The sequence below is a fragment of the Helicobacter mesocricetorum genome, from assembly GCF_900198605.1.
Classification (GTDB): Bacteria; Campylobacterota; Campylobacteria; order Campylobacterales; family Helicobacteraceae; genus Helicobacter_D; species Helicobacter_D mesocricetorum.
The window spans coordinates 25,031-43,457 of record NZ_FZPJ01000006.1 but is presented as its reverse complement, the minus strand read 5'-3'; the positions used below and the strand labels follow the sequence as shown (position 1 = coordinate 43,457).

21 protein-coding genes are annotated in these 18,427 nt (G+C 32.7%); 4 read left to right on the top strand and 17 right to left on the bottom strand.

Translation table 11 applies throughout. The annotated features are described in order from the left end of the window. Positions 1 to 2 precede the first annotated feature (2 nt). The 17 genes from C6H18_RS01380 to C6H18_RS01300 form a co-directional block, all read right to left on the bottom strand. A complete protein-coding gene (locus tag C6H18_RS01380) occupies positions 3 to 677 on the bottom strand; it encodes a di-trans,poly-cis-decaprenylcistransferase (protein WP_104721330.1) in 675 nt (224 codons plus the stop codon). Further along, on the bottom strand, positions 678 to 1,436 hold the full coding sequence (locus tag C6H18_RS01375; protein ID WP_104721329.1) for a hypothetical protein: 759 nt from the start codon (positions 1,434 to 1,436) through the stop codon (positions 678 to 680). After that, complete coding sequence (gene coaBC, locus C6H18_RS01370) at positions 1,433 to 2,650, bottom strand: bifunctional phosphopantothenoylcysteine decarboxylase/phosphopantothenate--cysteine ligase CoaBC (protein ID WP_104721328.1); 1,218 nt, start codon at positions 2,648 to 2,650, stop codon at positions 1,433 to 1,435. Before coaBC ends, C6H18_RS01375 begins: the two co-directional genes overlap by 4 nt. Continuing rightward, the gene (gene mrdA / locus C6H18_RS01365) at positions 2,643 to 4,475 is read right to left on the bottom strand and encodes a penicillin-binding protein 2 (RefSeq protein ID WP_104721327.1); all 1,833 of its coding nucleotides are present in this window, start codon (positions 4,473 to 4,475) and stop codon (positions 2,643 to 2,645) included. Before mrdA ends, coaBC begins: the two co-directional genes overlap by 8 nt. Then, complete coding sequence (locus C6H18_RS01360; protein ID WP_233704021.1) at positions 4,472 to 4,873, bottom strand: hypothetical protein; 402 nt, start codon at positions 4,871 to 4,873, stop codon at positions 4,472 to 4,474. The genes mrdA and C6H18_RS01360 overlap by 4 nt, the downstream gene beginning before the upstream one ends. A 23-nt stretch (positions 4,874 to 4,896) precedes the next feature. Then, entirely contained in the window at positions 4,897 to 5,418 is a 522-nt protein-coding gene (locus C6H18_RS01355) for a GNAT family N-acetyltransferase (RefSeq protein ID WP_104721326.1), read from the bottom strand. Next, entirely contained in the window at positions 5,415 to 6,026 is a 612-nt protein-coding gene (gene yihA, locus C6H18_RS01350) for a ribosome biogenesis GTP-binding protein YihA/YsxC (protein ID WP_104721325.1), read from the bottom strand. Before yihA ends, C6H18_RS01355 begins: the two co-directional genes overlap by 4 nt. Further along, positions 6,026 to 6,499 (bottom strand): LptA/OstA family protein, encoded by a 474-nt coding sequence (locus C6H18_RS01345; protein WP_104721324.1) that lies wholly within the window; start codon positions 6,497 to 6,499, stop codon positions 6,026 to 6,028. The genes yihA and C6H18_RS01345 overlap by 1 nt, the downstream gene beginning before the upstream one ends. Further along, the gene (locus tag C6H18_RS01340; protein ID WP_104721323.1) at positions 6,496 to 7,083 is read right to left on the bottom strand and encodes a hypothetical protein; all 588 of its coding nucleotides are present in this window, start codon (positions 7,081 to 7,083) and stop codon (positions 6,496 to 6,498) included. The genes C6H18_RS01345 and C6H18_RS01340 overlap by 4 nt, the downstream gene beginning before the upstream one ends. Next, positions 7,067 to 7,561, bottom strand: a complete 495-nt coding sequence (locus tag C6H18_RS01335) for a KdsC family phosphatase (protein ID WP_104721322.1) — start codon at positions 7,559 to 7,561, stop codon at positions 7,067 to 7,069. Before C6H18_RS01335 ends, C6H18_RS01340 begins: the two co-directional genes overlap by 17 nt. Next, on the bottom strand, positions 7,558 to 8,130 hold the full coding sequence (hisB, locus tag C6H18_RS01330; protein ID WP_104721321.1) for an imidazoleglycerol-phosphate dehydratase HisB: 573 nt from the start codon (positions 8,128 to 8,130) through the stop codon (positions 7,558 to 7,560). The genes C6H18_RS01335 and hisB overlap by 4 nt, the downstream gene beginning before the upstream one ends. A 2-nt stretch (positions 8,131 to 8,132) precedes the next feature. Next, a complete protein-coding gene (locus C6H18_RS01325) occupies positions 8,133 to 8,942 on the bottom strand; it encodes a septal ring lytic transglycosylase RlpA family protein (protein ID WP_104721320.1) in 810 nt (269 codons plus the stop codon). Beyond that, positions 8,942 to 10,015 carry a lytic transglycosylase domain-containing protein gene (locus tag C6H18_RS01320; RefSeq protein ID WP_104721319.1) on the bottom strand — a complete coding sequence of 358 codons (1,074 nt, stop codon included), beginning with the start codon at positions 10,013 to 10,015 and terminating at the stop codon, positions 8,942 to 8,944. The genes C6H18_RS01325 and C6H18_RS01320 overlap by 1 nt, the downstream gene beginning before the upstream one ends. Positions 10,016 to 10,146: 131 nt before the next feature. After that, positions 10,147 to 10,632, bottom strand: a complete 486-nt coding sequence (locus tag C6H18_RS01315) for a hypothetical protein (RefSeq protein ID WP_233704020.1) — start codon at positions 10,630 to 10,632, stop codon at positions 10,147 to 10,149. Then, complete coding sequence (locus tag C6H18_RS01310) at positions 10,629 to 11,288, bottom strand: lysophospholipid acyltransferase family protein (RefSeq protein WP_104721317.1); 660 nt, start codon at positions 11,286 to 11,288, stop codon at positions 10,629 to 10,631. Before C6H18_RS01310 ends, C6H18_RS01315 begins: the two co-directional genes overlap by 4 nt. Positions 11,289 to 11,290: 2 nt before the next feature. Further along, a complete protein-coding gene (miaB, locus tag C6H18_RS01305) occupies positions 11,291 to 12,607 on the bottom strand; it encodes a tRNA (N6-isopentenyl adenosine(37)-C2)-methylthiotransferase MiaB (RefSeq protein WP_104721316.1) in 1,317 nt (438 codons plus the stop codon). Positions 12,608 to 12,617: 10 nt separating this feature from the next. Beyond that, positions 12,618 to 12,860 carry an HP0268 family nuclease gene (locus C6H18_RS01300; RefSeq protein WP_104721315.1) on the bottom strand — a complete coding sequence of 81 codons (243 nt, stop codon included), beginning with the start codon at positions 12,858 to 12,860 and terminating at the stop codon, positions 12,618 to 12,620. A gap of 168 nt (positions 12,861 to 13,028) precedes the next feature. On the opposite strand from C6H18_RS01300, the gene nusA reads away from it, so the two are divergent. From nusA to ftsZ, 4 genes are all read left to right on the top strand, one after another. Next, a complete protein-coding gene (nusA, locus tag C6H18_RS01295) occupies positions 13,029 to 14,150 on the top strand; it encodes a transcription termination factor NusA (protein ID WP_104721314.1) in 1,122 nt (373 codons plus the stop codon). Between the two features lie 74 nt (positions 14,151 to 14,224). Then, entirely contained in the window at positions 14,225 to 15,688 is a 1,464-nt protein-coding gene (locus C6H18_RS01290; RefSeq protein ID WP_104721313.1) for a peptidylprolyl isomerase, read from the top strand. 28 nt (positions 15,689 to 15,716) lie between these two features. Then, positions 15,717 to 17,132, top strand: a complete 1,416-nt coding sequence (ftsA, locus tag C6H18_RS01285) for a cell division protein FtsA (protein ID WP_104721393.1) — start codon at positions 15,717 to 15,719, stop codon at positions 17,130 to 17,132. Positions 17,133 to 17,152: 20 nt separating this feature from the next. Next, positions 17,153 to 18,304 carry a cell division protein FtsZ gene (gene ftsZ, locus C6H18_RS01280; RefSeq protein ID WP_104721312.1) on the top strand — a complete coding sequence of 384 codons (1,152 nt, stop codon included), beginning with the start codon at positions 17,153 to 17,155 and terminating at the stop codon, positions 18,302 to 18,304. The last annotated feature ends 123 nt before the right edge of the window (positions 18,305 to 18,427 follow it).

The window sequence follows — 18,427 nt, the reverse complement described above, 5'->3', positions numbered from 1 at the left end:
CCCTAAATTCCACCAAAACGTCTTTGTCGCAAAGAGAATTCTTGAAGCATTTTAGCTAGTTCTTGATGAGAGAAGTCTGGCCAAAGTGTTTTGGTGAAAAATAATTCCGCATAAGCACTTTGCCACAACAAAAAATTAGACAATCTCTGCTCTCCTCCTGTGCGGATAAGCATATCAACTTCTGGAAAATCTGCTGTGTCAAGATATTGTCCAATGCTTTCTTGTGTAATAAGCAAATTTTCTTTATGAAGTTTTAAAAATGTGCGCCTTAATTCATCTTTAGAGCCATAATTAAGGGCAAGGATTTGTGTAAGCTTATTGCAATCTTTTGTGAAACTTTCTAGCTTTTTAATTTTTGTTTGTAGCTTTTGTGGAAAAATAGAGATATCTCCAATGCTTCTAAAACGAATATTTAAATCTAAGTAAATTTGTTTTTTTTGCGTTAGGTATTGGTTTAAAAGCTGTATTAAAAAGTCAATTTCTTTTTGGGGACGTTTCCAATTTTCTGTTGAAAAAGCATAGAGGCTTAAATACTCTATTCCCAAATGCAGACAGGATTCTGTTATGCTTTGAATCTTTTTAGCCCCCTCTTGATGTCCAAAAAAACGAGGTTTTAAACGCTTTTGCGCCCATCTTCCATTACCATCCATAATGATTGCTAAGTGTTTTACTTCCATTTATCCCTCTAAATCAAGAAGAAAATCATTAAAATCATAAAGGGGTTTAATTTCACTATTGGTATAGATATTGACTTGATTGATGAATGCTAATTCATTAAGATTGTTTTTCAAGAGTTTTGCAATGCTTTCATACATTACATTAATGTCGAGTTTGATGTGATTGTCTAATTTGTATAAATATCCCCAAGTAGCACCAAGATTAGCAAAAACAGAATAAAACTCTAAGTAATCTTGATTATTCACTCTTTTTTTTCGTAATTGTAAGAATCCATCTTTTTCTTTATCGTCGTAATGGAGAGGAAGTGTTAGGACTTTTTGTTTTAGAGACAGTAGCATATGGCTTAAAAAGGCAAATTCCCATTTAGATTCTGCTTGTGCTAGTCTATCGATTAAAAATCCTTTCATTGTTTCAAAGGGATTATCTCCTTCTTTTAGGAATTGCGCCATAGCTTCTGAACTAAGCTTTAAAGGGATATTTTGTGTTTTGAGTAAATCAGGTTGCTTAATAAGGTTTGATAGTGTAATAGAACCATTAGACTTTCCCATTATTGCCCAATACTTCCCTCCAATTTCTAATTCTTTTAAACTTTTGGTTTCCATAGTGATATTGCCAACTTTTAGCATATATCGGATACCTTGCATTTTTTCCATTACTTCTAAACGTATAGGCAAAGTTGCATTAAATTGTGCAGGTTGTGTTGCCAAATTTTGTAAATTGTTTTGAATCTGTGTAAGCTCTCTTAGTTGCTTAATCATAGATTTTTTGCCTCATTCAAAATAGCAAAGCTTAAATGCAGTTTATCGTTATACCCTAGATTTTTTTGTAAATCTTTTGTTATCCAAATAATCTTATTGTCTTTAGAATCCATAGGGCTAAAGCTAGGTGAAATCTCATTAAGGCAAATAGCATCTAAAGATTTTTTATTGAGTGTTTGTAAGGCATTGTTGATACCATTTTCATCTTCTAGCTTAAAACCAATGGTGATTTGGGATTTTTTTATGCTTTGTAAGATGTCTATATTTTCTTTTAAAGCCAGATTCCATTCTTTGCCTATTTCTTGTTTTTTTAATTTCTTTTGAATAAATGTCTGTGGGACATAATCACTAATGGCTGCATTCATTATTAAATACGCATTTTTTGGATTTTGGATTTTTTGTTGCCAATTTTGTATGGCTTGTAGATATTCCTGTGTGGTTTGCACTTTTATTTTTTTGATACCTAGTGGGAGAGGATAAGATTCTATGGAATAGATATAGCATACTTCTGCACCTAAAAAATAAGCACTTAAAGCAAGATTAGCCCCCATCTTTCCACTAGAAAAGTTTGACAAGTAGCGAACATTATCAATCTTTTCTTTGCTGCCACCGCTACTAATGCAAACCTTTTTTTGTAGCCAAAAATCATCTTTAAAAAACATTCTTAAGACTTCATAAATAATTTCTAAAGGCTCTGCTAATCCCCCATTGCCTATTTCTTTACAAGCCAATTCTTTGCTTTGGGAGGCAATAATAGTCATACCTATTTGTGATAGAGTTTCTAAGGATTTTTTGGTTATGGGGTTTTCTATCATTTTTGTATTTGCAGCTGGTGCAATGATTTTAATCTTATCAAAGGCTAAAAAACTTTCTAAAAGGATATTATCGGCAATACCACAAGCAAGTTTATTAATGGTATTAGCAGTTGTGGGAGCTATTAAAAACATATCACCCCATTTTGCTAATTCTATATGATTGCAAGGAGATTCTCCCCAATTTTGTGAATCTTTATGTAGGACCTGATGGTGGCTTAGGGCTTCAAAAAGAAGGGGTTGGATAAATGTTTTAGCCTTTTTAGTCATAACCACTCGAACTTCTGCACCGAGCTTTTCTAAGGAGCGTAAAATTTCAATAGATTTATAAATCGCAATACTGCCACAAACTCCCAAAATAATCTTTTTTCCCTTTAAAAGCTTTGGTAAATGCTCAATCATCTCTATCCTTTATAAGGCTATTTTGTTTGCTTGGAACATAGCCTAGATCCACTAAAACATTAGAGAGTTTAGCTAATATGGGTCCAGCAGTTCCTGAACCACTACCCCCGTGTTCTACTATAATAGTAATCACATATTGTGGGTTATTAGCAGGAAGGAATCCTGTAATCCAAGCTTGTGAGCGATGAAAATAGTCCATTTCTGCTTCTTTAAGTCTTTCTTTATCGGCTTGAGAAATTTCTATAACTTGTGCCGTTCCTGTCTTGCACGCTAAATAAGCTTTGCTTTCTTGTGTGGCTAAATGAGCTGTCCCTCCTGCTTCATTGCAAACTTGACGCATACCCTCTCTTAATATAGAGAGTTTGCTTTTTTGAAAATCTGTTAATGTATCTTGTGGCACTCTTGCAATGATTTGATCTCCCATTTGGTTAATAAAATGTGGAGTTGGGAGTTTTCCAGAGGCTATGAGGGCGGTATAATTTGCAATTTGTAAAGGGGTAGTTAAGAAAAAACCTTGCCCAATGGAGCTAACTATACTATCTCCAGCATACCAATCTTGTTTGTATCGTTCTTTTTTAGATTTTGGTGAAGGGACGATTCCTATGAATTCATTGGGTAAATCTACTCCGGTTTTTTGCCCTAAGCCCATTTGCCTAAGGACATTAGCGATGTTTTGAAAATCGGTTTTTTGTGAGAGAATATAAAAATAGACATCTACACTTCTTTTAATGGCTTTAAAAAGATCAGAGCTTCCATGCCCATCTTTTTTCCAATCACGGAATTTTCTCCCTCCTAATTCAATAAAAGGTGGAGTTTTAATTTCTGTTGTTTCATCAATTTGCGCATATTCTAAAAAGGCTAATCCCATTCCCATTTTTACAACAGAACCGGGTGCGTAGAGTCCATTGATGAATTTATTAATTAGTGGTTTATAGGGACTATCTCGCAGGGCATTCCAATTTTCATGAGAGATTCCACCAATAAAATGATTAAGATTGTATTCTGGATAGCTTCCTGCTGCTAGAATCTCTCCATTATGGGTATTCATTATAATGGCTGCACCATTTTGTCCTTCAAAAATTTTATCCATTTCTTTTTGAACTCTAATGTCTAAGGTTGTGGTTAAATGTCTATTTTCAACAGCTTCTTTATAAGATACGACTTCAACTTCTTTATTTAAAGCCGTTACTTTAACGATTCTTGAACCTATCTCACCTTGTAGATAGGTATCATATTGTCTTTCTAATCCTTCTTTACCTATGGTATTTGTGTATTTGGCAATAGGCTGTTTTTCTATATCTTTATTGTTTGCATTACTCACATATCCAATAATGTGGGAAGCACTTGTAAGATTTGGGTAATAACGTTTAGCAAAAGGGATAATGCGTAAGATATCACTTTGAGAAATCTCTGGGTAGTATTTTAATATCACATCGTGTTCTACAAAGTTAATAATAGGAATATAGTCGTGATTATAAGGAGAATCCCCCTTTTTGTAATTGTTAATAAGCTTTTCTTTGGTGTATTGTGGAAAAAATGGTAGAATTTTTTCTATTTCTTCTTCTAAGATTTTAGATTGAGAACGTAAGGATAAACGGGGTGGAAGAGAAATCATAAAACCCACAGTATTAGTAGCTAAGGGTAATCCATTGCGGTCTGAAATTTGACCCCTAGTGGGGATAATAGGATCTTCCCTTAAAGTATTATTAATGGCTTTTTCTTCATAGAATTTATAGGATAATATGCTGACATCAAAAATTTTTATTAATAATATTATCCAAACGACAATAAACACTGCAAAGACAATAAGGACTCTATTATTCATTCTATAATCCATAAAAATAACCAAACAAGGATAGATTCACATATCGTATAAGAGAGTAACAACCAAGAAAAACTTGGAACATCATAAAAAGAGCGAAAAAGGTATAAAAATCCAAAATAGCCAAAATAGGCATAAAAGATAAAAAGTGGAATAAAAATTTTATGATAGCCAAAGAGTTTTCTAAATCTTGGTAGGATTATCTTAAAAGAAAAAGCCATAAAAAGCACAACGCTTAAAAAAGGAAAGCCTTTACTTGCTTCAAAAAAGATACAAAAAGGGACAAGAAAATAGAATATATTAAATTCCTGATTTTCATAATGCTCTTGTGCTAAGACATAAATAATGCCAAATAAAGGGGGGAGATAATAAATAATATCTGTTATACAAACATAAACCACAAGTAAAATCCAAAAAGGGATTTTTAGATATATTTTATGAGTGCTACTTCGTCGCATAGAGGGAAATGTTTGCATAAGATACAATCCGCCCAAATTTTTTGATTAGGAATTTTTTCTTTATTAATTTCAATAAATCCTAATTTTTCGAATAAGACTTTTTTATAAGTCAAGACCAAAATTTCATTGATATTAAGTTTTGTTGCCTCCTGAATACAATCTAAGATTAGGGCTGTTGCGATACCTTTGCGTTGCGCAAAAGGTGCAACAATAAGACTGCGAATTTCTGCTAATGTTTGAGAGTGGATATGCAAGGCACAAAAGCCAAGCATTTTAGGATTTTTCATATCTTGTAAAGTTTTGAAAGATAGATTAAGTCTTTGATGAGTTTGTAAGTTTTCTTCTTCTTCCCAAGCGATATGGTAGGATCGAATCATATTTGCCATAACTTCAATGGGACGCTCTAAAATAACCCCACGTTCTACTTCTGGAGCTAGAAGCTCACGCATAGAAGGAATATCTTTAAGGGTTGGTTGTGTGATAATCATAGCACTTCCCCCAAAGCACTTTTGATAAGAAAATTTCGAATCTCTACAACATTGGTTTTTTGTAGGTTGCTACTAAATTTTGCCTCATTAAATACCTTTTTGAGTTTTGCCTTTTCATTGGCGTTTAATTTGTCAAATTTGGTAAAAATTTGTAAAAATTTTTGATCTTTTCTTAAAAATCTTGTGATAAAGCTTACCAAATTTTTATCAATCTCTAAAAAAGGATGCCGACTATCTATTAAATGGACAAAGAGTTTAATGCTATCACGTTGTTGTAAAAATTCTATAAGGTTTTTATTCCATAGATCTTTTTGGGTTTTTGAGACTTTTGCATAACCAAATCCGGGTAAATCTACAAAATAGAGCTTCAAAACTTCTTTATTTTGATTAGACCATTGCGTTAAAAAGAAATTAATAAGCTGTGTTTTACCAGGTGTTTGTGAGCTTTTTGCAAGGTTTTTTTGGTTGCAAAGGAGGTTAATAAAAGTGCTTTTTCCCACATTGCTTCTTCCTAAGAATACGACTTCACTAAAAAGTGGTGAGGGGCATTGTGAGATATTCTGCGCCGAAGTAACAAAAGAGCTTTGTAGCGGCTGATAATCTAGCATTATTGTTCTTTCTCAAATTTAAAGATTAAACGGGCAGGTTTGTTGCTATTACCTACGACATTGATATAGCCATCTTTATAGCGAATGATAATTTTATCTCCTTTTACTTCATTGTTTTGAGCGGGTTCTTTAACAACAACATTGCCCAATAATTGGTATTCTTGAATATTGGGTAGATAGATTACTTCATCGGATATCCCCTCTATTTTGCGGTTATTTTCTAAAGTGAGCCAAAATTTGACATTACCTAATGCTTGCATTTTATCTGGTTTGTTTTTGTTATCAAAATAAATATAAGCTTGATTAGATAGTAGCCTATCATCTTTGCGTTTAATATCTACATTTCCTTTTAAATGTGTGGTTTTCTTTTTTTCATCACCAATAAACTCTTGCGCACTTATTTCAATTTCATCGGCAAATCCGTTCTTGTATAGGAATGTTATCATTAATAATAAAAGCATTAGATTTTTCATTGTTCGTCCATTTTTAAAATACCTTTTATGGCATTTGCAGAGGTTTGGTTGTCTTTATAGATAATATCTTTACCCTTAATATGGTAGGCATTAGAAGAAATGATGAAATCCCCATTCCCTAAAAGTTCTTTTGAGGAGGGAGTATAAGCTGCCCTCTCACTCCAAAATTGTATATCATTACGAACATAATAAACTCCTTTGGGAAAATTGATAGTTTTATTATCATATATGGCAAGGTAGGAATATAAAGCTTCTTGTGTGTGAGTATCAAAAAGATAATGGTTAATATTGAAATTTTCTAATTCATTTTCTTGTTCTTTATTTTCTTTTCCAATTTTTCCATAAGCAAAAATTTCAACACCTAAAGGGGATATTTTGTAATAATTAAAATTAAAAATTTCAAAACGCGTAATAGATTCTTGAGAGAATAGCGATTTATTATTTTTATTAATACTGAAAGCACCAACCATAAGGATGCTAAAAAGACTTAAAATAACAAAAAAGTAAATTACAAGATTCCCTTTTGTGAAATGTGATGCAATAAAAGATCTTTGAAATTGTTGATGATTAGATAAAGATTCCATAAAATTGCTTTTTTAATTTTTCTTTTTTGATTAAATAATCAATCATCTCTCTAACAGCTCCCTTTCCACCCTTTTTTTTAAGGACTTTATAAACTTCCTTTTTAAGAACCTTTGCACAATCTTTAGGTGCAAATGAATATTTTACAGCTCTTATCATACCTAAGTCATTAATATCATCTCCTATTACAGCAACTTCATCACTAGCGATATTTGCGTGCTTTAGAATCTCTTTTAAGGCTTCGGCTTTATTGTGAATGCCTTGTTTTAGATAGGTAACTTGCAACTCTTTAGCACGATTTTCTACGATTTTAGAATTTCTTCCTGTGATAATAGCTACTTCTCTACCTAATTGAAGCCAAGCTGCGATTCCTAAGCCATCTTTAACATTAAAAGATTTAATTTCTTCATTATTGGTTGTATAGGTAATTTTCCCGTTGCTTAATGTTCCATCAACATCCAAAACAACAAGTTTTATCATAAAACACCCTTAGTGCTTGGAATTTCTATGCTTTCATCTTTAAAAGATGCTCTGCGGATTGCTACGGCAAATGCTTTAAAGGCAGCTTCTATTGAGTGATGATTATTTTTACCACGTTTTTGGATGATATGTGTTGATATTCCTGCATTAAAAACTAAAGCACGAAAGAATTCTTCTATTAATTCACAATCAAAGTTCCCAACCTTTCCTTGGATATTTAATTCAAAAACCAAAAAAGGTCGGTTGCTAATATCTAAATCACATTCTACACAAGATTCATCCATTACAACAGCAGCATTCCCAAAACGTTCTATATTTTGGATAGGAAAGAGGGATTGTTTTAATAATTGCCCTATCACAATGCCACAATCTTCTACGCTATGGTGGAAGTCAATATGCAAATCTCCTTTGCAATCTAACTCTAAATTCCATCTGGCGTGTTTGCAAAGAGAGTGGAGCATATGATCAAAGAAGCCTATATTCGTTTGGATATTTGCCTCTCCTTTGCCATAAATATCAAGTTTTGCAGTGATATTTGTTTCTTTTGTTATTCTCGTTAAAGATTCCATTGTTACTCCGTCGTGATAAATGCACCACTAATTTTTTGGGATGCAATAAAATCTCTAGCTTCTGTTTCGCTTTGAAATCCGCTTAACATTACTCTATAAATTGGTGTCTCATCTAGCATATATTCTTTAATGATGGCTTTATATCCATTTGATGAAGTGTGTGTGTGTTGGAATCGAATAGCTCCTTCTTTGTTTCTAAAAGCACCAATTTGGACAAGAAATTTTGAAAGTTGCATACTTGTTTGTGTCTGGCTTACTTTGTATTCACTTTGGGCTAAGGCGGTTTTTGTTAAGGGGATGGAATTAGAGATAGTGCCATTAAACCCAATAACTTCGACTTTAACCCTTGCTGTGCCTTTCTTTATCATATCAATATCCCTAGCAGCACTATTGGATAAATCTATGATTCTACCCGCTACGAAAGGACCTCTATCGTTGATTCTAACAATGGTTGATTTACCATTTTCTTTATTAGTTACACGAACGATAGTATTTATAGGTAGAGTTTTGTGTGCTGCTGTGTGGGCATACATACTATAAGTCTCTCCATTAGAGGTTTTTTTGCCGTGAAAATTAGGTCCATACCAACTTGCGATTCCATCATAACTTTCACCTAAAGCTACGGTGGTGGGATAATACCATTTTCCATTAATCTGGTAAGGGCGCATAGTGGCTTTTTGTATTTGAGGGCTATTCTTCATAGAACCATAACTGGGTGCATTTTTTCCGGGATTATAAAAGTTTATGCCTTTATAACTACAACTTACGAAAATAAAACTAATGAAAAAGAGTAAAAAGTAATGGAGTTTCATTATACATTATCCTTATTTATGGGAATGATGATTTCTTGATTGATAGATAGGGAGTTAGCATTTTTAATTGCATTGTATTGTGTAATAGTTTTTAAGGACACACCATAATGCCTTGCGATTGATGAAATAGTATCTCCTTTATTGACACGATGAATGAGAAATGATAGTGAGATTTTCTTGCCATCGCTTTTTTCTTTATAAGATGCTAAAAACTTATAGGGAAAGTGAATAGTATAAGTCCTTGCTTTTGTTGGAGTGATATTTTTCTTAAAATGAGGATTATATTGTTTTAGTTCTTTAAGGCTTAATCCAACTTCATTGGCAATTTGGATAAGAGGTGTTGCCGGAGGGACTTCAATAGAGGTTAGAATGGAAGTAGCACCACGATTTAAAAAGTAGTCATAATCATTAGTTTTGAGCGTGTCTATATTGTGAAACAATAAGGATACAGAGAGAATTTTACGAATATACATACGGCTCTCAAGCGGAATGTATTTTTCATTGGGATTTAGTAAAATTGCTAAGGAATCACTACCTGCTGCTGCTATGGCTCTTTTTAGTCTCCCTTCGCCTGAATTATAAGCTATGGCTGCTAGATACCATTTGCCAAAACTTTGCTTTAATGCTTTGAGGTAGGTTATGGCTGCTTGTGTGGATTTAATGGGATCTTTTCGTTCATCAATTTGTGCATTAATCTCTAATCCTAAGGATTTTGCCGTGCTTGGAATGAATTGCCACATTCCAACAGCTTGTTTCTTGGATCTTGCTGAAAGTGAAAATTCTGATTCAATCATTGCCAAATACAAAAATTCTTGAGGAATGTTTTCTTTAAGGAACATTTCTTTAAGGGTGGGGATAAAGTTATAGCCTTTTTGAAATTTTTCTAATAAATGTTTTTTACGCATATCACTTAAAAAGTTATTTTTAACATTAACAAAGTATTCATCATTTAAAAAATCAGGCTCTATATCAAAAGTCTTTAAAATTTCCTCGCTTTTTGCATTATAAACAACAGCATCAAATTGCGCAAAGCTAAAATTAAGAAATAATAAAAATAAAGAAAAGAATTTCATCAAAAAGCCTTAAATATTTGTTTTTTTATGTATTTGTGTTGCTGAATTTTCTTTTAATTTTATCTAAAATTTGTAAAGTTTTCAATGAAATTTAAAGAGTTTTATTCCAAAAATTAATGGATATTCAGGGTTTAAAGAGGTCGTGAATCTTTAGTTGCGTTTATTTTTTCTTTGGCTTCTAAAAGTTTATTTTTTAATTGTTTAAACCAATCAAAATATTCTTCTATTGTTTGCTTTTCTTCTTCTGTGGGTTTATTGGTAAAAAACAAATTCTTGTAATGTGCTGAAAAATCATCATAAATCCATTGAAGCTCTAAAAATTCTTGAGGGCTAAGTTTTGGTTTTTGGAGCAGTGTTAGCGCATTTTCGAAATTTTGTTTTGTTTTTTCTAGGAAATTTTGGATATTAATTCTTTGTTTAGAGAGGCTATGGATTTGAAAAGCAGATTTGTTGTAAATATCTTTTTCTAAAGCTTGTGCAGAGAATTCATAGGCTTTTTGAAAATCTTGTTGATTATAGGCTTTTTGGGCTTTTCGGCTTAGGGCATAGGAGGGAGAGAGAAAAAAATATCCTGCTATACTAATTACAAAAATAAGCCCAATAAGTAATATTTTCAAAATTTATCTTCTTCCATTTTGGATTTGATATATTCTTTGGATTCATCTAAAGAATAATTTTCTAATAAAAAAGGTTCTTTAATTGTGCAAGTTATTTTACTAAAGGGTTTTGGAATCTTAAAATAATCCCAGCTTTTAAATTCCCAAGCATTGTGATAGTAAATACGGGAGATAACAATAGGTTTATTAGACTTTTGGGATAATAGCACAATGCCATCGGCTATGCTATGATAAGGACCTCTTGGACCATCAGGTGTGATAGCAACTAAGTTTTGCTGTTGTAGTTTCTTAATGGCGTTTAATAAGGTTTTTACTGCGCCTTTGGAGCTAGAGCCACGAAGGGAGTAGATTTTAAAAAACTTCACCAAACGGCTAATAATTTCCCCATCAAAGTGTTGGCTAATTAAGACATAAACTCTCCTATTTTTATAAAAATGCCTTAAAACTATGGGTTGCATAAATAATTCCCCGTGCCAAAACGCAATAATAAAGGTTTGATTAGCCTTAATGAAGTCTAATGTTTGTGAAGATATTTTATATTCAAAACGGCACAAAAATGCAAGTATTCTAAGAGTGATAAAAGAAAAAAAGGGGATAACATAAAGGAATATTTTTTGGAGGAGTATCTTTTGGAGTTTTTTCTTAGTAATTTTCATAATTACATTAACTCACCTATGAGTTGAACACCTTTGATTTCAGAGATTCTAACTTTGCAAATTTCTCCTACAAGATTTCTCCCTGCCTTTACTCTAATGAGCTTGTTAGTATCACTTCTGCCTTCTAAGAGCTTATTTGTCTCATCATAGTTTTCAAAAAGGATAAAATGCGTATTGTTTAGTTCTTTTTGGTTATTTTGTCTTAGGATTTCCCTATGTCTGTCTTTTAAGAGGATAAGACGTCTTTTAGCTTCTTCTTCATCGATTTCTTCAATTTCTTTATTTTCAACCCATTTAGCGGCTTCTGTATGTGGGCGGGAGGAGTAAATAAAACTATAGAGCGTGTCAAATTGCACCTTTTCTAAGACATCTAAAGTATCTAAAAAATCCTCTTCATTCTCTGTGGGGAATCCGACAATAATATCTGTGCTAATGCTTAGATGAGGAATGAGGGAGTGCATCTTTTCTACCCTGTTTAAAAACCATTCTTTTGTATAGCCTCTTTTCATTTTTTGCAATATTTTTGTTGAGCCACTTTGTAAGGGCATATGAATTGCTTTGCAGAGTTTTGGATTATGTGCAAACTCTTCGATAAACTCATCATCCATATGCAGAGGATGGGGAGAGGTAAAGCGGATTCTTTGTATCCCATTAATTTGGGAGATCTCATAAAGAAGTTGTGTAAAATTAATTTTCCGATGAGGGGTGCTAAATCTTTTGCCATAGTTATTGACATTCTGCCCTAATAATAGTATTTCTTTAGTGCCTTGATCCGCTAAACGTTTAGCCTCATTGATGATTAAATCAGCAGGAATTGATATTTCATTACCTCTTGTGTGAGGAACAATGCAATAAGTGCATTTTTTATCGCAACCAATAGAGATATTAATCATTCCTTTAATGGTTGAATCTTGTTTGTAGCTAAAAGTATATGCGCTATCATCATAATCAATATCAACCCACGCAACGCGCTCTTTGTGGATAATTTGGGATATTTTAGAGACATTTCTAGCCCCTAAGACAAAATCAACAGCTTTAGAACGTCTTAAAATACTCTCACCCAGATGGCTTGCTGTGCAACCACATATCCCTATCTTAGCACCACTCTTTTTTATTTTTGCATATTGTCCAATTTCTGAAAACAACTTTTTTTCGGGTTTCTCTCTAACGCTACAAGTATTGATTAAAATCAAATCAGCCTCTTGTGGATTGGTGGTAATTTGATAATTTTCTTTTTCTTCTAGCTCTGCAATGATATGTTCGCTATCGCGTTCGTTCATTGCACAGCCTAAAGTTTGGATATAAAGTCTTTTACTCAAGGGTTAATCTCTACATAATGTGTATTTCATACATATAGTCGCCTTCGTCTAATCCATAACGAACTTCCCTGCAATAGGCGTGTTTTCCCTTTTTGGCAAAATATTCTATTAAATTTGTAATTTCTTTATGAGAGTTTTCTTTATCACAATAAAAAATATCAGTTTTTTTAGCTTCTAACATTTCTTCTAATTTCTTGATAGTTATTTTTACGGGTTTTTGATTAATATGTTCTCGTGCTAATTTAATATCCATAAGTTTTTCCTTAAAATTTTTAGAGAAAATGGCTAATTATATATTCCATTTGCTTAAAGAATAATATTTTTCCCTTATTAAGAGTTTAATAAAGCACTTATAAAGAAAATTTAAGTTAGAATCCTTGAAGTTAAAAACTTATATATTTATTTGGTAAAAAGGATAGCTTTGGAAAGGATATTGGATATTATTGAGGGTATTGCTTATGAAAAGGGATTGCCCATAGAGAGTGTTTCATTGGCAGTAAAAGAATCTATTATCAAAGTAGCGAAAGAAACTTTAGATTCAAATATTCATTATGATGCCGAAATTGATAAAAAGAATAAAACTCTTCATCTCTATCAAGTTATCAGTGTATGTGCTGATGATGATGAAGTGAGAGAGGATAAAAATAATTTTATTACCCTTTTAGAGGCTAAAAAACACGATAATGAGATTAAAATTGGTGATGAATTGCGTTATGAGCTAAGTTTAGAAGATATGAGCAGAAGTGCTATTAATGCGCTTTTTAGAGAATTAGAATATAAAATTCAACGACTTATTGAAACCCAGCTTTTTGATAAATACAAAGCTCAATTGGGAAAAATAGTTAGTGGTAGTGTTGTAAGGATAGATAATCTTGGGAATACTTATATAGAAATTGATGAGATTCGTGTAATATTGCCTAAAAAGAATCGCATTAAAGGAGAAGAATTTAATGTAGGACAAGTCGTAAGTGCTATTTTGCGTCATATCAATATTGATAGGCAAAATGGCATTGTTATTGAGCTTAGTAGAACCACCCCTAAGATGTTAGAAGAGCTTTTGAAGTTAGAAGTTCCAGAGATTAAAGATGGTGATGTTGAGATTGTTAATTGTGCAAGAATCCCCGGAGAGAGGGCAAAAGTTGCCTTAAAGAGTGTTTTGGCAAAAATAGATCCCGTAGGTGCTACTGTGGGCGTTAAGGGTGTGAGGATTAATGCAGTTTCTAAAGAACTAAAAAATGAGAGCATTGATTGTATTGAATACTCTTCCCAGCCAGAGATTTACATAGCAAGAGCATTATCTCCTGCTTTAGTTATTAGTGTAGTTCTTGAAGATAAAAAGGCGATTGTAACTATTTCTACTGATCAAAAACCAAAGGCAATTGGTAAGAATGGTATTAATATTCGTTTGGCTTCTATGCTTACAGGATATGAGATAGAATTAAAAGAAGTAGAAAGTGCCAATGAGAATTTAGAAAACAATAATAAAGAGCAAGAAGGCATAAAAAATAATTTAGATATTCTCTCATCACTTTTTAAAGGTTAAATATTCGAAATTTAACCACTTTATAAATATTTTTAACTTAGAATTGCAGAATTTATCAGTATCAAGGTTTTTTTATGATTGGTTTTATGCAAAAACATAAGAAATATTTTATTATCACTGTTTGGATTAGCACAATAGCCTTTGTAGGTGCGGGTTTTGTTGGTTGGGGGAGTTATAATTTTTCTTTGGCTGATAATAATGTGGCGATTGTGGGTGATACAAAAATTAGCTTTGAGAGAATGCAAAGAGAATATGCGAGGCTTTATAATATTTATAATCAATTAATGGGCGGGAGTCTTGATGAAGAACAAGCAAAGAAAATGGGGATTGAAGAACAAGCTATTAATAATCTTATCGTCAATGCGCTTATGTTGAATTATGCCTATGATTTGGGACTTAGAGTGAGTAAGGCAGAAATAATAGAAGAAATTACTAGTATGGATGCTTTTAAAAATGATGAAGTTTTTGATGAACAGCTTTATAAAAATATTTTAGAAGAGAATCGCCTAAGACCTAAGGACTTCGAAGAAAGTGTCCAAGAGAGCTTATTGCTCCAAAAACTTAATGCACTTTTAGATATGCCCCTTACTCCCTTAGAGGAAGATATGTTAAAGGCGGCTTACTTTGTTGAAGATTGGGTGCAGATTAAGGTGTTGGATAAAAAGGATATTAGACTTATTGCAAAAGAAGAAGAGATTAAAAAATATTGGGAAGAAAATCAAGACATTTACCAGACACAAAGGGGTTATGAAATCTCTAGCGTAAGTGTTAATATTAAAGATATAAATTACAATGAAGAAGAGATTAAAAAATATTATGAAGATTTTAAGAATCAATTCCTTAATGAGGAAGGACAAATCTTGTCTTTTTTAGAAGCAAAGAATAGGGTAATTGAAGCCTATAAAGATTCGCAGGCTCAAAAGGAAGCTTTAAAAGAATATATTAGTTTGCGTAAAGGGGAGAATCAAAAGGCTAAAAATTCTATTGTTTATGAGGGTGATGATTACTATGGTATTGAATTTATAAGTTCTTTAAGTCAAGCTAATGAAAAGGAAACGCTTAAGCCAATCAAAGTTAATGATTCTTATATAACTGCTGAATTGCTTAAGATTATCCCTAGTCAATCAAAAACCTATGAAGAAGCTAAAAATGATGCCAAGGAAGATTATGTAAATTTTGAGAAATCAAAAATCTTAGAAGAGAATGCAAAAAAAGAATTGGTAAATTTTAAGGGGATTGATGTTGGTTATTTAGGTAAAGATGTTACAAGAACATTAAAAGGATTAGATGAAAATGAAAGTAAAGATTTTATTAATCAGCTTTTTAGTGTAAAAAAAGAAAAAGGATATATTTTATTGACAAATAAAGCAGTTTTGTATCAAATTTTACGACAAAGAGTTAAAAAATCTGATATAATTTCGCATAATTTGGAATTTCTTATCCAAAATGGCATTCAAGTCAAGGGAAGATTGGTTGAATCAGAGTTTTTAGAGTATTTATCAAAGCTTTACAAAGTTGTTAGAAACTCTAAGAGTTAAAATGGAATTGCATTATAAAGGAATAAGTTTGGAACAGACCATTTTAGGTATTGATATTGGCTCAACAAAGATTTGTGCAATTATCGCTACTTCTAAAGACGAGATACCTCATATTATCGGTACAGGTTTCCATAAATCCCAAGGTCTAAAAAAGGGTTCTATTACTAATATCGAACAAGCTAGTCGTGCTATAAAAAATGCTGTTAATGATGCAAAAAGAGTAGCTGGCACAACTATTGAGAAGGCTGTTATTTCTATTTCTGGAGTTTATACTAAGAGTGTTAATAGTTCAGGTATTGTTAATATTCCTAATAACGAGATTGGTATTAAGGAGATAAATCGCGTTATACAAACAGCACTTTATAATGCTTCAATCCCCAGTGAATATGAGGTTATTCATATTCTACCTTATAACTTTAAACTTGATGAGCAAGATTTTATTGATGATCCAATGGGGATGACAGGTAGTCGTTTAGAGGTTTTTGTTAGAATCGTAACCGTGCAAAAATCAAGTTTAGGGAATTTGCGCAAAGCAGTAAAAGCTGCTGGAGTTGAAATTGAAAATATTGTTTTATCCGCTTATGCTTCTTCTATTGCTGTTTTAAGCGAAGATGAAAAGGAACTTGGAGTTGCTTGTATAGATATGGGCGGAAGCACTTGTGAAATGATGATACACGCAGGAAATTCTATGCGATATAATGATTTTTTAGGTGTTGGCTCTAATCACATTACTAATGATTTAGCAATGGCACTGCACACCCCGCAAACTATCGCTGAAAAAGTAAAAATAGAATATGGGAAGGTCTATAAAAAACAAGAAGATTTGGAAAATGTTATAGAGATTCCTGTGATTGGCGGAGATGATGGGGCAACTCATCAAGTCTCTTTAGAATTGGTTAATGATGTGATTTATGCAAGAGTAGAAGAAACTTTGATTATCCTTTTGAAAACTTTTGAACAAAGTGGGCTTAAAGAGCAATTAGGAGGTGGTATTGTTTTAACTGGTGGGATGACTCATTTAGAGGGGTTACGAGAATTAGCCTCTTCATTGTTTGGTATTCCTGTTAGACTTGCCAAACCTTTAGAAATTGAAGGATTATTTGATAATCTTAAAGGTCCAGAGTTTGCAACAGCTATTGGATTAATCCTCTATGCTTCTGGCAAATATACAAATTATGAGATTGATTCAGAGAAGAAAATTCGTTACAAAAGTGATAAGGTAGCCGAAGAGTTGGTGCCATTTAATAAGACTCCTATGACTTCTGCTTCAACACTTAATCCTCTCCATCAGAAAATGGGGACAACAGCAGCTGTTAATAGTATTTCTAAAAGTGCTACGGATATTAAGCAGGATTTATCTAAAATTACAGAAATTAAAAAAATACAAGCTAAAAATAATAATCTCTTTTCGCAGGTGTGGCAGAGATTAACCCAGATGTTTTGAGATTTTAAGAAGGAGTATATATGATAGAGATTCAAGAAGTTAATCCTAATGACTTTAGTGCTAAAATCAAAGTAGTTGGTGTTGGTGGTGGCGGTAGCAATATGGTAGCGCATTTGATTAACACAGGAACTTATGATGGGATTGAATTAGCCGTTGCTAATACAGATGCTCAAGCCATTAGTACTTCTAGTGCTCCTATTAGAATTCAACTTGGGGCGAAGCTAACTAAAGGTTTGGGTGCTGGGATGAAGCCTCAAGTAGGAAAAGATGCTGCTTTAGAGAGTTATGAGGATTTGAAGAATTTTTTAGAAGGCACAGATATTGTTTTTATTTCTGCTGGACTTGGAGGGGGAACAGGCACAGGCGCAGCACCTATTATTGCTAAAGCTGCTAAAGAAGCTGGTGCATTAACAGTTTCTATTGTTACAAAGCCTTTCAAATGGGAAGGAAGACAGAGGGCAAGATTAGCTGAAGATGGCTATAAAGAACTCAAGGCAGAGAGTGATTCTATTGTTGTAATCCCTAATGATAAACTCCTCTCCATTGTCGATAAGAATCTCGGGCTAAAAGATAGCTTTAGAATTGTTGATGATGTCTTGGTGCGTGCTGTAAATGGTATGAGTGGAGTGATTCTCTCTCATAGTGCAGGAGATATTAATGTGGATTTTGCAGATGTAAAAACTGTGATGAATCATAAAGGATTGGCTCTAATGGGTATTGGGGAAGCAAGCGGAGCGGACGCTGCTAGGGAAGCAATTAAAATTGCTATTGAGTCCCCTCTTTTTGATAATATGTCTATTAATGGAGCAAAAGGGGTTTTGATACATTTTTATTTCAATCCAGATTATCCACTCTATGAGATGCAAAATGCGATGGAGATAATTTATGAAAATACTGATCCAGAAGCAGAGGTTATTTTTGGAACGACAACTGATGAAAATATAGAACGTGATAAGGTTAGGATTACGATTGTGGCTACAGGTTTTGAAAAAGAAGCTATCCAAAATATTTCTGCAGAAATTGACGCAGCACCTCTTAAACTCGTTAGCCCTAAAGATATGAGCCAAAAGATTAATCAAGCTGATATGGTGAAAAAAAAGGTAAGTGGAGCAGATTTTATAGGTGAAGAGATTTTAGATGTTCCAACCTTTTTACGTAATCAAATGGATTAATTCATTAAGAGATAATGAAATTATTTTCTTAATGATTCCATTTATCTTTGCTTTAAAATAGATTTGAATTTAGATTTTACTTACTTTCTTTTTTTTTTATTATTTATTGAAAAATAAAAACAA

What these genes read in the sequence shown, in the direction of transcription:
- C6H18_RS01380 (WP_104721330.1), bottom strand. Translation starts at nt 677, where the DNA reads ATGGAAGTAAAACACTTAGCAATCATTATGGATGGTAATGGAAGATGG.
- C6H18_RS01375 (WP_104721329.1), bottom strand. Translation starts at nt 1,436, where the DNA reads ATGATTAAGCAACTAAGAGAGCTTACACAGATTCAAAACAATTTACAA.
- coaBC (WP_104721328.1), bottom strand. Translation starts at nt 2,650, where the DNA reads ATGATTGAGCATTTACCAAAGCTTTTAAAGGGAAAAAAGATTATTTTG.
- mrdA (WP_104721327.1), bottom strand. Translation starts at nt 4,475, where the DNA reads ATGAATAATAGAGTCCTTATTGTCTTTGCAGTGTTTATTGTCGTTTGG.
- C6H18_RS01355 (WP_104721326.1), bottom strand. Translation starts at nt 5,418, where the DNA reads ATGATTATCACACAACCAACCCTTAAAGATATTCCTTCTATGCGTGAG.
- yihA (WP_104721325.1), bottom strand. Translation starts at nt 6,026, where the DNA reads ATGCTAGATTATCAGCCGCTACAAAGCTCTTTTGTTACTTCGGCGCAG.
- C6H18_RS01345 (WP_104721324.1), bottom strand. Translation starts at nt 6,499, where the DNA reads ATGAAAAATCTAATGCTTTTATTATTAATGATAACATTCCTATACAAG.
- C6H18_RS01340 (WP_104721323.1), bottom strand. Translation starts at nt 7,083, where the DNA reads ATGGAATCTTTATCTAATCATCAACAATTTCAAAGATCTTTTATTGCA.
- C6H18_RS01335 (WP_104721322.1), bottom strand. Translation starts at nt 7,561, where the DNA reads ATGATAAAACTTGTTGTTTTGGATGTTGATGGAACATTAAGCAACGGG.
- hisB (WP_104721321.1), bottom strand. Translation starts at nt 8,130, where the DNA reads ATGGAATCTTTAACGAGAATAACAAAAGAAACAAATATCACTGCAAAA.
- C6H18_RS01325 (WP_104721320.1), bottom strand. Translation starts at nt 8,942, where the DNA reads ATGAAACTCCATTACTTTTTACTCTTTTTCATTAGTTTTATTTTCGTA.
- C6H18_RS01320 (WP_104721319.1), bottom strand. Translation starts at nt 10,015, where the DNA reads ATGAAATTCTTTTCTTTATTTTTATTATTTCTTAATTTTAGCTTTGCG.
- C6H18_RS01310 (WP_104721317.1), bottom strand. Translation starts at nt 11,288, where the DNA reads ATGAAAATTACTAAGAAAAAACTCCAAAAGATACTCCTCCAAAAAATA.
- C6H18_RS01300 (WP_104721315.1), bottom strand. Translation starts at nt 12,860, where the DNA reads ATGGATATTAAATTAGCACGAGAACATATTAATCAAAAACCCGTAAAA.
- C6H18_RS01290 (WP_104721313.1), top strand. Translation starts at nt 14,225, where the DNA reads ATGATTGGTTTTATGCAAAAACATAAGAAATATTTTATTATCACTGTT.
- ftsZ (WP_104721312.1), top strand. Translation starts at nt 17,153, where the DNA reads ATGATAGAGATTCAAGAAGTTAATCCTAATGACTTTAGTGCTAAAATC.